Annotated in this window: 18 protein-coding genes; 2 read left to right on the top strand and 16 right to left on the bottom strand. The window is 70.0% G+C overall.

Annotated elements, in window-relative coordinates; translation table 11 throughout:
- Positions 1–64: 64 nt before the first annotated feature.
- Positions 65–1,216 (top strand): hypothetical protein, encoded by a 1,152-nt coding sequence (locus ACY3FI_RS14960; RefSeq protein WP_462548405.1) that lies wholly within the window; start codon positions 65–67, stop codon positions 1,214–1,216.
- 100 nt (positions 1,217–1,316) lie between these two features.
- Here ACY3FI_RS14960 and ACY3FI_RS14965 read toward each other — a convergent pair whose 3' ends face one another.
- The 7 genes from ACY3FI_RS14965 to infA form a co-directional block, all read right to left on the bottom strand.
- Complete coding sequence (locus ACY3FI_RS14965) at positions 1,317–2,429, bottom strand: FUSC family protein (RefSeq protein WP_462548406.1); 1,113 nt, start codon at positions 2,427–2,429, stop codon at positions 1,317–1,319.
- 167 nt (positions 2,430–2,596) lie between these two features.
- On the bottom strand, positions 2,597–3,172 hold the full coding sequence (gene rplQ, locus ACY3FI_RS14970) for a 50S ribosomal protein L17 (RefSeq protein WP_462548407.1): 576 nt from the start codon (positions 3,170–3,172) through the stop codon (positions 2,597–2,599).
- A gap of 63 nt (positions 3,173–3,235) precedes the next feature.
- Positions 3,236–4,231, bottom strand: coding sequence for a DNA-directed RNA polymerase subunit alpha (locus ACY3FI_RS14975; protein WP_462548408.1), 996 nt, complete (start codon positions 4,229–4,231; stop codon positions 3,236–3,238).
- Positions 4,232–4,439: 208 nt separating this feature from the next.
- Positions 4,440–4,838, bottom strand: a complete 399-nt coding sequence (rpsK, locus tag ACY3FI_RS14980; RefSeq protein WP_017885507.1) for a 30S ribosomal protein S11 — start codon at positions 4,836–4,838, stop codon at positions 4,440–4,442.
- 9 nt (positions 4,839–4,847) lie between these two features.
- The gene (gene rpsM / locus ACY3FI_RS14985) at positions 4,848–5,222 is read right to left on the bottom strand and encodes a 30S ribosomal protein S13 (protein WP_058728274.1); all 375 of its coding nucleotides are present in this window, start codon (positions 5,220–5,222) and stop codon (positions 4,848–4,850) included.
- Positions 5,223–5,370: 148 nt separating this feature from the next.
- Complete coding sequence (rpmJ, locus tag ACY3FI_RS14990; RefSeq protein WP_022903266.1) at positions 5,371–5,487, bottom strand: 50S ribosomal protein L36; 117 nt, start codon at positions 5,485–5,487, stop codon at positions 5,371–5,373.
- A 70-nt stretch (positions 5,488–5,557) separates the two neighbouring features.
- Positions 5,558–5,779, bottom strand: coding sequence for a translation initiation factor IF-1 (infA, locus tag ACY3FI_RS14995; protein WP_017885509.1), 222 nt, complete (start codon positions 5,777–5,779; stop codon positions 5,558–5,560).
- A gap of 297 nt (positions 5,780–6,076) precedes the next feature.
- On the opposite strand from infA, the gene ACY3FI_RS15000 reads away from it, so the two are divergent.
- Positions 6,077–7,372 (top strand): LCP family protein, encoded by a 1,296-nt coding sequence (locus ACY3FI_RS15000; protein WP_462548410.1) that lies wholly within the window; start codon positions 6,077–6,079, stop codon positions 7,370–7,372.
- Between the two features lie 434 nt (positions 7,373–7,806).
- Here ACY3FI_RS15000 and map read toward each other — a convergent pair whose 3' ends face one another.
- The 9 genes from map to rpsH form a co-directional block, all read right to left on the bottom strand.
- Positions 7,807–8,586, bottom strand: a complete 780-nt coding sequence (map, locus tag ACY3FI_RS15005; RefSeq protein WP_462550373.1) for a type I methionyl aminopeptidase — start codon at positions 8,584–8,586, stop codon at positions 7,807–7,809.
- A gap of 60 nt (positions 8,587–8,646) precedes the next feature.
- The gene (locus ACY3FI_RS15010; RefSeq protein WP_462548411.1) at positions 8,647–9,237 is read right to left on the bottom strand and encodes an adenylate kinase; all 591 of its coding nucleotides are present in this window, start codon (positions 9,235–9,237) and stop codon (positions 8,647–8,649) included.
- Positions 9,234–10,556: a preprotein translocase subunit SecY gene (gene secY / locus ACY3FI_RS15015; protein WP_462548412.1), complete on the bottom strand. Its 1,323-nt coding sequence runs from the start codon at positions 10,554–10,556 to the stop codon at positions 9,234–9,236. Before secY ends, ACY3FI_RS15010 begins: the two co-directional genes overlap by 4 nt.
- A gap of 144 nt (positions 10,557–10,700) precedes the next feature.
- Positions 10,701–11,165, bottom strand: coding sequence for a 50S ribosomal protein L15 (gene rplO / locus ACY3FI_RS15020; RefSeq protein ID WP_069712812.1), 465 nt, complete (start codon positions 11,163–11,165; stop codon positions 10,701–10,703).
- Positions 11,162–11,347: a 50S ribosomal protein L30 gene (gene rpmD / locus ACY3FI_RS15025; RefSeq protein ID WP_031273241.1), complete on the bottom strand. Its 186-nt coding sequence runs from the start codon at positions 11,345–11,347 to the stop codon at positions 11,162–11,164. Before rpmD ends, rplO begins: the two co-directional genes overlap by 4 nt.
- Positions 11,347–12,132, bottom strand: a complete 786-nt coding sequence (rpsE, locus tag ACY3FI_RS15030) for a 30S ribosomal protein S5 (protein WP_462548413.1) — start codon at positions 12,130–12,132, stop codon at positions 11,347–11,349. The genes rpmD and rpsE overlap by 1 nt, the downstream gene beginning before the upstream one ends.
- The gene (gene rplR / locus ACY3FI_RS15035; protein WP_462548414.1) at positions 12,129–12,500 is read right to left on the bottom strand and encodes a 50S ribosomal protein L18; all 372 of its coding nucleotides are present in this window, start codon (positions 12,498–12,500) and stop codon (positions 12,129–12,131) included. The genes rpsE and rplR overlap by 4 nt, the downstream gene beginning before the upstream one ends.
- 2 nt (positions 12,501–12,502) lie before the next feature.
- Positions 12,503–13,039, bottom strand: a complete 537-nt coding sequence (gene rplF / locus ACY3FI_RS15040) for a 50S ribosomal protein L6 (RefSeq protein WP_462548415.1) — start codon at positions 13,037–13,039, stop codon at positions 12,503–12,505.
- A 6-nt stretch (positions 13,040–13,045) separates the two neighbouring features.
- A complete protein-coding gene (gene rpsH, locus ACY3FI_RS15045; RefSeq protein WP_065960021.1) occupies positions 13,046–13,444 on the bottom strand; it encodes a 30S ribosomal protein S8 in 399 nt (132 codons plus the stop codon).
- Positions 13,445–13,515: the final 71 nt, after the last annotated feature.

Raw genomic sequence — 13,515 nt, forward strand, 5'->3', positions numbered from 1 at the left:
GACCGATGCCGGATCGTGACGAGCGGGGCGGTGCGGGCGCGGTCCACGACCGTAGCCTGAGCACATGCACACCATCACGAGGGGGGTCGTGACCGCGGGCATCGTCCTCGCCGCGGTCGTGTCGATCACGGGTTGCGGCGCCGGTGCGCCTGCTCCGGCGACGACCGACGATGCCGGCACGGCGACGAGCGACGCGACGACGACGAGCAGTCCCGAGGCCGGCGCTGGGACCGTCGACTTCGGCCCCGGGCCGGCCGGCTCCGGCGCCCTGGGGTGTGCCGCGCTCCTGCCGGCCGACCTCGTCGGTGCGGTCGTCCCCGGCTCCCGCGTGGTCGACGTGCTCACCGACACGGGGCACATCGCGGGGTCCGAGGCCTTCCTCCCCGCTGCCGGCGGCGTGACGTGTGACAGCTCGAACGGGGTCGCACCGCTCGACGACCACGTGCCCGGTCGCCGTGACGACCCGGTGTTCGAGGGCGTCCGGCTCACGGTCCTGCCTGCCGGTGCGGACGCCCTCGCCGAGCACCGGGAGTTCGACGGTGGCGGTACGGCCACCGCGTGTGCCGCGAGTGACGCCGCCCGGGTGTACTGCGGTGCCGAGGCCCTGGCCGGGTCCGCCTGGGTGAGCCTCAGCGCGACCCGCCTGCAGGACGACGACGCGGCCGTGCCCGAGCAGGTCCAGCCGGGCTTCGACGCGCTGCTCGCGGCGGTCGTCGCGCGGGTCGCCGCGTCCCCGGTCGGCACGGACCGCGGCGACGGCGCCGCCGCTGACGACGGATCGATCACGAAGTGCGACGCGACGAACGTCAACGCCTCGACGAGCACGACGCTCGAGGTCGGACCGTTCCCGAACAGCAGCACCGCCCCGGAGACGACCGACTTCGCGCGGAACCGGGTCGGTGGCGACTCCTGCGTCTTCGTCAGCGGTGACGATGCGACCGGGTACGTCAGGGCCGGCGCGCTCTACACCCACCTGCCCGACGGCGGGTGGATGGCCGAGCGGCGACTCGGGGCCGGGACGATCCAGCGCGGCCACCGACTCGACCTCGAGGGGCTCGGCACCGGCGACGCCGCGTGGCGGACCTGCGACGAGACGGCCTGCTCGGTGGACGTCGTGCACGACGGCGACTGGACCCACTGGCTGCTCTTCACCGACGTCGCGCCGAACACCTCGTCGGCGATCGAGCGGTGGGTCCGGGCGTCCTTCACCGCCTGACGGCGATGCACCGACCGCCGGGCGATGCACCGACCGCCGCGCGCGGGCCCGGGCCGGGCCGGCCCGGCGACGGCGAGCCGCCTCGTTGGCCGCTGCCGCCTCAGCGGCCCGAGCCGTCCGGTCCCGTCTCGGTGTCCACGTCCGCCGTCGCACGACGCTCGGACTCCAGGATGCCCCGGAGGGCCACGATCGCGCTGGCCGTGACGGCGACGTGCGACGGGTCCGACCTGCTCGCGTCGAGGGCGCGCTCCAGGTCCTCGAGCGCACGCCCGCCCTCGTCGTCCGCACACTCACCCCGCACGACGCACGCGACCTGGCGCAACGCGGCTGCCAGCGGCTCGGCGAACGAGGGGTCCGGGCGGCCGATGGCGTCGGCGACCGGTCCGGAGCGCGCGACGACCTCGGTGAGGTCGGTCGTGTACCAGGCGGCTCGTTCCAGGGCCCGGAACCGGGCGCCGTCCGTGGCGAGGCGCGCCCGCGATCCGCGGAGCACGCCGCGCGGGTTGAACCGACGGCTCTCCTGGGCGACGGACACCCGGTCGCGCACGTCCGCGATCGCCTTGTCGAGCCGCTCCTGCTGCCGGTCCCACGCCCGCGTGTCCGGCTCCCCCTCGTCGAGCACGGCGGCGAGGTCGTCGAGGTGCTGGGCCAGTACGGTGTTCACCTGGTCGATGCGGCGCTCGGCGTCCCAGAAGTGCAGCGGCGGGACGACGATGAAGTTCACCGCGAGGCCGATCGCGATGCCGATCGCCATCTGCACGACGTAGGCGAACGAGTACCCCTCGGCGTCGTGCCCGCCGACGAGCAGCACGAACAGCGCCGCCATCGGCACCCACGAGTACCCCTCGCCGAGGACCCGGAACCCGCTGACGAGCACCCCGAGGCCGACCGCGAGGGCGACGGCGATCACGCCCGGGTCTCCGACGAGCATCGTGACACCGGCGATCAGGATGCCGAGCGTGATCCCGACGAGGGTCTGCAGGCCGGCACGGAGCCCGGCGAACACGGTGGTCCGCATCGCGACGATCGCACCGAGCGGCGCGTAGTACGGGTACTCCGCGGCGACCCCGGGCACGTGCTGCGCCAGTGTCCACGCGATCGTGGCGGCCAGCGCCGCCTTCGCGGCGAGCAGCAGCCGCGGCTGGGTGCCGGAGTCACGGCTCCACTGCCAGACGCGGCGCCCTGCGCCCGTGATCCGCTCTGCTCGTGCCATCGCCGCGGTCACGGTACGCGGGTGGCGCTGGGAGGAGGGCCGGGAGGCGCGGGGCGGCGCCGCCACGCGCCTCCACGCCGACGGCCGGTCACCCCCACCGCGGCGCCCGGACGCAGGAGAAGCCCCCGCGACAGCGTCGCGGGGGCTTCTCCGTGGTGGTGCGGGACCTACTTGGCGTCGTCCGACTTCTCGGCGGCGTCGGCCTCGACCTCAGCAGCGGCGTCGGTCTCGGTCTCCTCGGCGACGGGAGCCGACTCCTCGGTGGTCTCGGTCTCCTCGACCGGGGCCTCCTCGGCGGTCTCGGTCTCCTCGACCGACACGGTCTCGACCGGCGCAGCCGCGGCCGGGGCCGCGTCGCGCTTCACCGACGCGGGCGTGCCCGAGACCGGCTCGAGCACGAGCTCGATCGACGCGAGGGGAGCGTTGTCGCCCTTGCGGAAACCGAGCTTCGTGATGCGGGTGTAACCGCCCTGGCGGTCCTCGACCTGCGGCGCGATCTCGGTGAACAGCGTGTGCACGACGGACTTGTCGCGCAGCTGGGCGATCACACGACGACGAGCGTGCAGGTCGCCACGCTTCGCGAACGTGATCAGACGCTCGGCGACGGGACGGAGGCGCTTGGCCTTCGTCTCGGTGGTCGTGATGCGACCGTGCGTGAAGAGGGCGTTGGCGAGGTTGCTCAGGAGCAGGCGCTCGTGGGCGGGGCCGCCACCGAGGCGGGGGCCCTTGGTGGGCTTCGGCATGTCAGTTCTCCAGTGGTGATGGTGGTGCGCGCTGACTCAGCGCGCTTGCGCGTCAGCGCGAGGTCAGTTGTTGGACTCGTCCTCGTCGTACCCGCTGTAGAAGTGGGCGCCGTCGAATCCGGGGACGGTGTCCTTGAGGGACAGGCCGAGCTCGGTGAGCTTGTCCTTGACCTCGTCCACCGACTTCTGACCGAAGTTGCGGATGTTCATGAGCTGCGTCTCCGACAGGGCGACGAGCTCGGACACCGTGTTGATGCCCTCCCGCTTGAGGCAGTTGTAGCTGCGCACCGACAGGTCGAGGTCCTCGATCGGGGTCTGCAGCTCGTTCGAGAGCACCGCGTCGACCGGCGCCGGGCCGATCTCGATGCCCTCGGCCGCCGTGTTCAGCTCGCGAGCGAGACCGAACAGCTCGACCAGCGTGCGACCAGCCGACGCGATGGCGTCGCGCGGCGAGATCGCCGGCTTCGACTCCACGTCGACGACCAGGCGGTCGAAGTCCGTGCGCTCACCGGCACGCGTCGCCTCGACGCGGTAGGTGACCTTGAGGACCGGCGAGTAGATCGAGTCGATCGGGATCTGACCGGCCTCGCTGAACTCGGAACGGTTCTGCGTCGCCGAGACGTAGCCACGGCCGCGCTCGATGGTGAGCTCGAGCTCGAAGCGCGCGGTGTCGTTCAGGGTCGCGATGACGAGGTCCGGGTTGTGGATCTCGACACCGGCCGGGGCGGAGATGTCCGCCGCGGTGACCTGACCGGCACCCTGCTTGCGCAGGTACGCGGTGATCGGCTCGTCGTGCTCGCTGGAGACGACGAGGCTCTTGATGTTGAGGATGATCTCGGTGACGTCTTCCTTGACACCGGGGACGGTGCTGAACTCGTGGAGGACGCCGTCGATGCGGATGCTGGTGACAGCCGCGCCGGGGATCGAGGAGAGGAGCGTGCGGCGCAGCGAGTTGCCGAGGGTGTAACCGAAGCCCGGCTCGAGCGGCTCGATGACGAAGCGCGAGCGGAACTCGGAGATCGGCTCCTCGGTCAGGGTGGGGCGCTGTGCAATGAGCACTGTGGGATTCCTTTCGGCGGAGTGTCCGCTATATGACACTCGGCGGTACGACGGGGCCGCTGGGGTCCCGACGGGTCTGTTGAGTTGTGATCACGCGCACAGGACGGCCGCGAGGGCCAGCGGTGCGCGATCGAACGACCAGGAATGGCCGCGGGCCCTGCCCGGCCCCGTCAGGGGACGAGCAGGGCGCGGCCGGTTGCTCCTCGCGTCAGACGCGGCGGCGCTTCGGCGGACGGCAGCCGTTGTGCGCCTGCGGCGTGACGTCGTTGATCGAGCCCACCTCGAGGCCGGCGGCCTGGAGCGAGCGGATCGCCGTCTCGCGGCCCGAGCCCGGACCCTTGACGAAGACGTCGACCTTCTTCACGCCGTGCTCCTGCGCCTGACGCGCGGCGGACTCGGCGGCGAGCTGCGCCGCGAACGGCGTCGACTTGCGCGAACCCTTGAAGCCCACGGCACCCGAGGACGCCCAGCTGAGGACGGCACCCGACGGGTCGGTGATGCTGACGATGGTGTTGTTGAACGTGCTCTTGATGTGGGCCTGGCCCACGGCGACGTTCTTCTTCTCCTTGCGGCGCGGCTTGCGCGCGGCAGTCTTGGGGGTAGCCATGATGATCTCCTATCGGGCCTTCTTCTTGCCTGCCACGGTGCGCTTCGGTCCCTTGCGGGTACGCGCGTTGGTCTTGGTGCGCTGACCACGCACCGGGAGACCACGACGGTGGCGGAGACCCTCGTAGCTACCGATCTCGACCTTGCGGCGGATGTCGGCGGCGACCTCGCGGCGGAGGTCACCCTCCACCTTGAAGTTGCCCTCGATGAAGTCACGGAGGGCGACGAGCTGGTCGTCGGTCAGGTCCTTGACGCGGATGTCACCGGAGATACCGGTCTCGGCGAGTGCCTGGACCGCGCGGGTACGGCCGACGCCGTAGATGTACGTGAGTGCGATCTCCACGCGCTTCTCGCGCGGGATGTCGACGCCTGCTAGACGTGCCATGTGCTGGCTGCTCCTGTTGTCGATGGAGGTGTGGCGCAGTGCCGGTGCCCGGGCCTCCGCCCCGAGGTGTCCCCCCGTTCACGGCGTGAGCCGGACCGGAGTTCTGGTACTGCGTGTTCGGTGTTGAGTTGTGGGTCCTGCTGGGAGCTCAGCCCTGGCGCTGCTTGTGGCGCGGGTTGCTCTTGCAGATCACCATGACGCGGCCCTTCCGGCGGATCACTCGGCAGTGCTCGCAGATGGGCTTGACGCTGGGGTTGACCTTCATGGTTGTTTCCTCGTGCTCGCTGGCTTCGTGCCCGGCGGGTTCGCCGAGCCGTTCCTTTCCAGCTCGCGGATCACTTGTAGCGGTAGACGATCCGGCCGCGGGTCAGGTCGTACGGGCTCAGCTCCACGATCACGCGGTCCTCGGGGAGGATGCGGATGTAGTGCTGGCGCATCTTCCCGGAGATGTGCGCGAGGACCTTGTGTCCGTTGGTCAGCTCAACGCGGAACATCGCGTTGGGCAGAGCTTCGAGCACCGAGCCCTCGATCTCGATGACGCCGTCTTTCTTGGCCATAGCCTCACTGTCGCTTGGTTGGATTACCGGTGTGATCCCCGAGCCGGTCTGCGGGTCGGGCGCCACGCCCGTAGGGGCACAGCACACCAAAGATCGATCCTATGTGGTAAACCCAGGATTGCCAAGTGGAGTCGACCGGTGCGCCCGTCGGAGTGCCCACGTCTGGGGCTTCTCAGCGGCGTCTGCACGTTCCACAGTGGTTTGTCGGCCCCTTGCGGGTCGGCTCCCGTCGCCGGCCCCTAGCGTGACCCGATCACCGTCCGAGCCGCCTGCGCCGGACCACCGAACGGAGACCACGTGCCCGACGCCACCCGACGACCCCTTGCCCGCCACGGACGCCTCCCCCGGCATCGCGGCTGGGGGACGCTCGCGGCGGTCGTCGCCTCGGCCGTCGCGGTCGTGCTCGTCAGCGGCACGAGCGTCGCCGCCATCGCCGGGGCCCAGCTCGCCGCCGCACCGCACACGGTGGCCCTCAGCGCCGACGACCAGAACACCGCGAAGACCGCCGACATCAGCGCCATCAAGGGCGGCGCGAACATCCTGCTCATCGGCAGCGACACCCGCGTCGGGCAGTTCGACTCCGACGAGGACGTCGAGGGCGCACGCAACGACGTCACCATGCTCATCCACCTCTCGGCCGACCACCAGCAGCTCACCGCGGTCAGCTTCCCGCGCGACCTGATGGTGCCGATCCCGGCGTGCACGAACCCGCAGACGCGGACCACGTACCCGGCATCCTCGTCGGCGCAGTTCAACACCGCGCTCGGCAACGGCGGGGTCTCCTGCGTGGTCGACACCGTCGAGAACCTGACCGGCCTGAGCATCCCGTACGCCGGGCTCATCACGTTCGACGGCGTCATCGAGATGTCGAACGCGCTCGGCGGCGTGGACGTCTGCGTCGCCCAGCCGATCAACGACACCTACACGGGCCTCCACCTCACCGCGGGGTCTCACACGCTCGAGGGGTCCGACGCCCTGGCCTTCCTCCGCACCCGGCACGGCGTCGGCGACGGGAGCGACCTCGCCCGGATCAGCTCGCAGCAGGTGTTCCTGTCCGCCCTGCTCCGCAAGGTCACCGCGGACGGCACGCTGTCCAACCCCCTCACGCTCTACAAGCTCGCGGGCGCCGCGCTGTCGAACATGACACTGTCGGACGGCCTGGCGCAGGCGAAGACCCTCGTGTCCCTCGCCAGCGCGCTGCGCGGGATGAGCACCTCGAACATGCTCTTCGTGCAGTACCCGGTCGCCGACGACCCGGCGGACAGCGCCCGTGTCGTCGTCGACCAGGAGGCAGCGCACACCCTGAACGTCGCGCTGCAGAACGACCAGCGGACCTCGCTCGGCGACTCGTCCACGGGGCGGGCGTCGAAGGAGGCGGCGGGGACGTCGTCGGGGACGGGCACCTCGTCCGGGACGTCCTCGGCGGGCACTGCCGCGGGCTCCGGATCGGCGTCGGCCACGCCGACCCGCGCTCCCGGCGCCACGTCCGGCAGCGGCACGGGTACCAGCGCGACCACGAGCACGCCGACCGCGCTCCCCTCGTCCATCACCGGGCAGAGCGCGTCCGAGCAGACCTGCTCGGTCGGCAACTGACCCGCTGCAACCGGAGCGCGTCTCAGCGCGCTCGAGTCTCGCCCCCTGCGACACCGTTCGCGGCCTGACACCCGAGGACCGTCGTGCAGCGCGAGTCTCGGCCCCGGCCGGCCGCCGCCTGCGCCCGACGGCCGTCGCGTGGCGCGAGACTCGGCCTCAGCGACACGACTGGCGGCCGGACGCGCGAGGACCGTCGCGTCGCGCGAGACTCGGCCCCGGGTGCCGGGTGCCGAGCGCGAGACTCGGCCACCGTGGATGCGAGGCGCGCACGCGGACCGCAGCCGGCGCGGACGACGGGTCACGCGCGGTGGGCGCGACCGGCGGACGGGTGTGCCCGGCGGGGCGGAGGGGACCCGTGCCTCCAGGCCGACGACGCCGGACGGAGGCGCCCGAGCGACCGTGCCCGGATCACCGGGCCGTCTGCCGGAGCCGCGCTATGGGATCGGTACGGGCGTCACGCCGAGCGGGACGAGGCCCGATGCCCCGCCGTCCGCGGCGGTGAGCACCCAGATGCCGCCGGCGTGCACGGCGACGCTGTGCTCCCAGTGCGCAGCATCCGAACCGTCGAGGGTCCGGACGGTCCAGTCGTCGTCGTCCGTCGAGCTGTCGATCGTCCCCGCGGTCACCATCGGCTCGATCGCGACGACCAGGCCGGGCCGGACCGCCGGGCCGGCACCGCGCACACGGTAGTTGAACACGGGCGGGTCCTCGTGCATGGAGCGACCGATGCCGTGTCCGGTGAAGTCCTCGACGATGCCCCATCGACCGGTCTCGTCGATGGCGTCCTCGACGGCCGAGCCCACCTCGTGCAGGTTCTTCGCGTGCGCCAACGCGGCGATCCCGTGCCAGAGTCCACGCTCGGTCGTGTCCGCGAGCGTCTGGCGTGCGGCGGACACCGCGGCGTCGCCGCCGGGCACCACCGTCGTGAAGGCGCTGTCGCCGTTCCAGCCGTCGACCTCGGCGCCGGCGTCCACCGAGACGACGTCGCCGGGCTGGAGGACACGCTCGCCGGGGATCCCGTGCACGATCTCGTCGTTCACCGAGACGCACAGCGTGTGCCGGTAGCCGGGCACGAGCTGGAAGTTCGGGATCCCGCCGCCGTCACGGATGGTCCGCTCGGCGATCGCGTCGAGCTCACCCGTGGTGATGCCGGGACGGATCGCCTTGCGGACGGCATCGAGTGCCGCAGCGGTGAGCAGACCGGGCCGGACCATCGCGCGGAGCTCGTCCGGCGTCTTGTAGATCGACGGCTTGCGGAAGCGGACCACGTCGGTTCAGACCGCTGCGGTGAGCCCGCGCGCGGTCAGGGCCGCCTGGATGCGGTCGCCGACCTCGTCGATCGAGCCGAGGCCGTCGACGTCGAGCACCAGGCCACGCTCACCGTAGGCGGCGACGATCGGTGCCGTCTGCTCGGTGTAGACCTCCTGGCGACGACGGATCGTCTCCTCGTTGTCGTCGCTGCGACCCTGGTCCTCGGCGCGCTTGAGCAGCCGGCCGACGAGCTCGTCCTGGTCGGCGACGAGCTGCACCACCGCGTCGATGCCCGTCCCCTGCTCCGCGAGCAGGCCGTCGAGGTACTCGACCTGGCCGACGGTGCGCGGGTAGCCGTCGAGCAGGAAGCCCTGCTCGGCGTCCGACTCGGCGAGGCGCGACTTCACGAGCTCGTTCGTCAGCGAGTCCGGCACGTAGTCGCCGGCGTCCATGATCGCCTTGGCCTGCACGCCGAGCGGCGTCCCCTCGGCCACGTTCTTGCGGAAGATGTCGCCCGTGGAGATCGCGGGGATGCCGAACGACTCGGCGATGCGACCGGCCTGGGTGCCCTTCCCCGCTCCGGGAGGTCCGACGATGATGAGACGTGCGCTCAACGGAGAAGCCCTTCGTAGTGACGTTGCTGCAGCTGCGAGTCGATCTGCTTCACGGTCTCGAGACCGACACCCACGATGATGAGGATGCTCGCGCCACCGAACGGGAAGTTCTGGTTCGCGCCGAACAGCGCCAGTGCTGCCAGCGGGATGAGCGCGATGAGACCGAGGTAGAGCGAGCCGGGCAACGTCACCCGGGTCAGGACGTAGTCGAGGTACTCGGCCGTCGGACGACCGGCCCGGATGCCCGGGATGAAGCCGCCGTACTTCTTCATGTTGTCGGCGACCTCTTCGGGGTTGAAGGTGATCGCGACGTAGAAGTAGGTGAACCCGACGATGAGCAGGAAGTACAGGACCATGTAGAACCAGTTGTCACCCGAGGTCAGGTTGTTCTGGATCCAGGTCACCCACGCCGCCGGCGCGGAGCCGTCGGAGGGCTGGTTGAACTGCGCGACCAGGGCCGGCAGGTAGAGCAGCGACGAGGCGAAGATGACGGGCACGACCCCGGCCATGTTCACCTTGATCGGGATGTACGTGTTGTTGCCGCCGTACGTGCGGCGTCCCACCATGCGCTTGGCGTACTGCACGGGGATCCGCCGCTGCGACTGCTCGACGAACACGACGGCCATCATGATGACCAGGCCGACGAGGATCACGAAGAGGAAGAGCTCGAAGGACTGCGACTGCTCGATGGCCCAGAGCGCCGACGGGAACTGCGCCGCGATCGACGTGAAGATGAGCAACGACATGCCGTTGCCGATGCCGCGCTCGGTGACGAGCTCGCCCATCCACATGATGAGACCGGTACCGGCGGTCAGCGTGACGACCATGAGCATGATCGCGTACCAGCTCGTGTTCGAGATGATCGACGAGCAGGAGGCCGAGGCGTTCGTGCCGAACAGGGCGCCGGAGCGGGCGACCGTGATGAGCGTCGTGGACTGCAGCACGCCGAGCGCGATGGTGAGGTAGCGCGTGTACTGCGTCAGCTTCGCCTGGCCGGACTGGCCCTCCTTGTAGAGGGCATCGAAGTGCGGGATCACGACGCGCAGGAGCTGCACGATGATCGACGACGTGATGTACGGCATGATGCCGAGCGCGAAGACCGAGAGCTTCAGCAGCGCGCCGCCGGAGAAGAGGTTGATGAGGTCGTAGAGCCCGCCGGAGGACGAAGCGCTCGCCAGGCAGGACTGGACCGCGGCGTAGTCGACGAACGGCGCGGGGATGTACGACCCGAGCCGGAACAGCGCGATGATCGCGAGGGTGAAGCCGATCTTCTTGCGAAGATCTGGGGTGCGCATGATGCGCGCGACCGCTCTGAACACGAGGACTCCGAACTTCTGGACCGGCGGCCTGCTCAGGCCGTCACGGTGTCGGTCGGCAGCGCCGACCAGACCGACGGACGCCGGCCACTGTCAAGGAAACCGTAACGGCGGCCCGTGCGCAAACGCACGGGCCGCCGACGGGGGTTACTGGGAGACGGTGCCGCCAGCAGCCGCGATCTTCTCGGCGGCGGACGCCGAGACCTTGTCGACCGAGACCGTGAGCTTCACGCTGATGTCACCCTGACCGAGAACCTTGACCTTCTCGTTCTTGCGGACGGCGCCCTTGGCGACCAGGTCCGCAACGGTGACGTCGCCACCGTTCGGATAGAGCTCCGCGATCTTGTCCAGGTTCACGACCTGGTACTCGACGCGGAACGGGTTCTTGAACCCGCGCAGCTTCGGGGTGCGCATGTGCAGCGGCATCTGCCCACCCTCGAAGCCGACCTTGACCTGGTAGCGGGCCTTCTGACCCTTGGTGCCACGGCCGGCCGTCTTGCCCTTCGAGCCCTCACCGCGACCCACACGGGTGCGGTCCTTCTTGGCGCCCGCTGCGGGGCGGAGGTGGTGCAGCTTCAGCACCTGCACGCGCTCGTTCTTCTCGTCGCTCATGCGTCGACCTCCTCGACCTTCACGAGGTGCGCCACCGTCGCGATGTACCCACGGTTCTGGGCGTTGTCCTCACGCAGGACCGTACGGCCGATGCGCTTGAGGCCCAGGCTGCGCAGGGTGTCGCGCTGGTACTGCTTCTCGCTGATAACGGACTTCGTCTGCGTGATCTTCAGCATCGCCATCACGCACCTGCCTTCTCGGTCGCGGCACGCAGGGCTGCGGCCTCGGCGTGGAGCAGGCGAGCCGGGACGACCCGGTCGACGTCGAGGCCACGACGGCTCGCGACCGCACGGGGCTCCTCGAGCTGCTGCAGCGCCTCGACGGTCGCGTGCACGATGTTGATGGTGTTCGACGAGCCGAGCGACTTGCTCAGGACGTCGTGGATGCCGGCGCACTCGAGCACGGCGCGGACCGGACCACCGGCGATGACACCGGTACCGGCAGCGGCCGGACGCAGGAGCACGACACCGGCAGCGGCCTCACCCTGCACCGGGTGCGGGATGGTGTTGCCGACGCGGGGGACGCGGAAGAAGTTCTTCTTCGCCTCCTCGACGCCCTTCGAGATCGCGGTCGGGACTTCCTTCGCCTTGCCGTAGCCGACACCGACGAGGCCGTTGCCGTCACCGACGACGACGAGCGCCGTGAAGCTGAAGCGACGACCACCCTTGACGACCTTCGAGACGCGGTTGATGGTCACCACGCGCTCGAGGAACTGGCTGTCGGCACCGCGGTTGTTGCGGTCGCGGCCCTGCTGACGGTCACGTCCACCACCACGACGGCCGCGCTGGTCGGCGTTGTCGCGGTTGTTCGACGCGGAGCCCGCGGCGGTCTCGACCGGGCGCTCGGCGACGGGAGCGGCTTCCGCTTCCTTGCCGGTCGCGGCCTTGGCCGCAGTCGCGGTCTCGGTCTCGGTCTCGGTCGCAGTCTCGGTCTCGGCCGCTTCGTTGTTGTTCGCGATGTCGCTCACAGGTTCAGCCCTCCTTCACGGGCACCATCGGCGATCGCGGCGACGCGACCGGCGTACTTGCTACCACCGCGGTCGAAGACCACGGCCTCGACGCCGGCGGCCTTCGCGCGCTCGGCGAGGAGCTCGCCGACGCGACGGGCCTTGGCCGTCTTGTCGCCGTCGAACGAACGGAGGTCGGCCTCCATCGTCGACGCGCTGGCCAGCGTGTGGCCCTTCGCGTCGTCGATGACCTGGACGAACACGTGACGCGACGACCGGGTGACAGCGAGACGCGGACGCGACTCGGTGCCGGTGATCTTCTTGCGGAGACGGTTGTGACGGCGCGCCTTGGCGGCCGACTTGCTCTTTCCTCGGATACCGAGAGCCATGATCACTTACCTGACTTTCCGGCCTTGCGGCGCACGATCTCGCCGGCGTAGCGGACACCCTTGCCCTTGTAGGGCTCGGGCTTGCGCAGCTTGCGGATGTTGGCAGCCACCTCGCCGACGGCCTGCTTGTCGATGCCCGACACGGTGAGCTTGTTGTTGCCCTCGACGGCGAAGCTGATGCCCGCCGGCGGCTCGACCGTGATGGGGTGGGAGTAGCCGAGCGCGAACTCGACGTTGCTGCCCTTCGCCTGCACGCGGTAACCGGTGCCGACGACCTCGAGGCCCTTGGAGTAGCCCTGGGTCACGCCGAGGATGTTGTTGGCGATGAGGGTGCGGGTCAGGCCGTGCAGCGCACGCGAGCTGCGCTCGTCGTCCGGACGGGTGACGAGGACCTGGTTCTCCTCGACCTTGGCCTGGATGGGCTCCGCGACGACGAGCGCGAGCTCGCCCTTCGGGCCCTTGACCGCGACGTTCTGGCCGTCGATGGAGACGGTCACACCCGCGGGGATGTCAATGGGGAGACGTCCGATACGAGACATTGTCGATCACCACACGTAGGCGAGGACTTCCCCACCCACGCCCTTCTGCTCGGCTTCACGGTCGGTGAGCAGTCCCGACGAGGTCGAGAGGATCGCCACGCCGAGGCCACCGAGGACCTGGGGGAGCTCCGTCGACTTCGCGTAGACCCGGAGACCGGGCTTCGAGACGCGCTTGATGCCGGCGATCGAACGCTCGCGCTCGGGGCCGTACTTGAGGTCGATCGTGAGGGTCTGCCCGACGCGGGCGTCCTCGATCTTCCACTCGCTGATGTAACCCTCGCGCTTGAGGATCTCGGCGATGTTCTTCTTCAGCTTGGAGCTGGGCAGCGAGACGGCGTCGTGGTGCGCCGAGTTCGCGTTCCGCAATCTGGTCAGCATGTCTGCGACCGGATCGGTCATCGTCATGATGGTCGTCCATTCTTCGCCTGGTTTCGACACCCGTTCCACGAATGCCGACCTGAGCGATCGGGTGACCC

This window comes from Curtobacterium sp. RM9 (genome assembly GCF_054956955.1).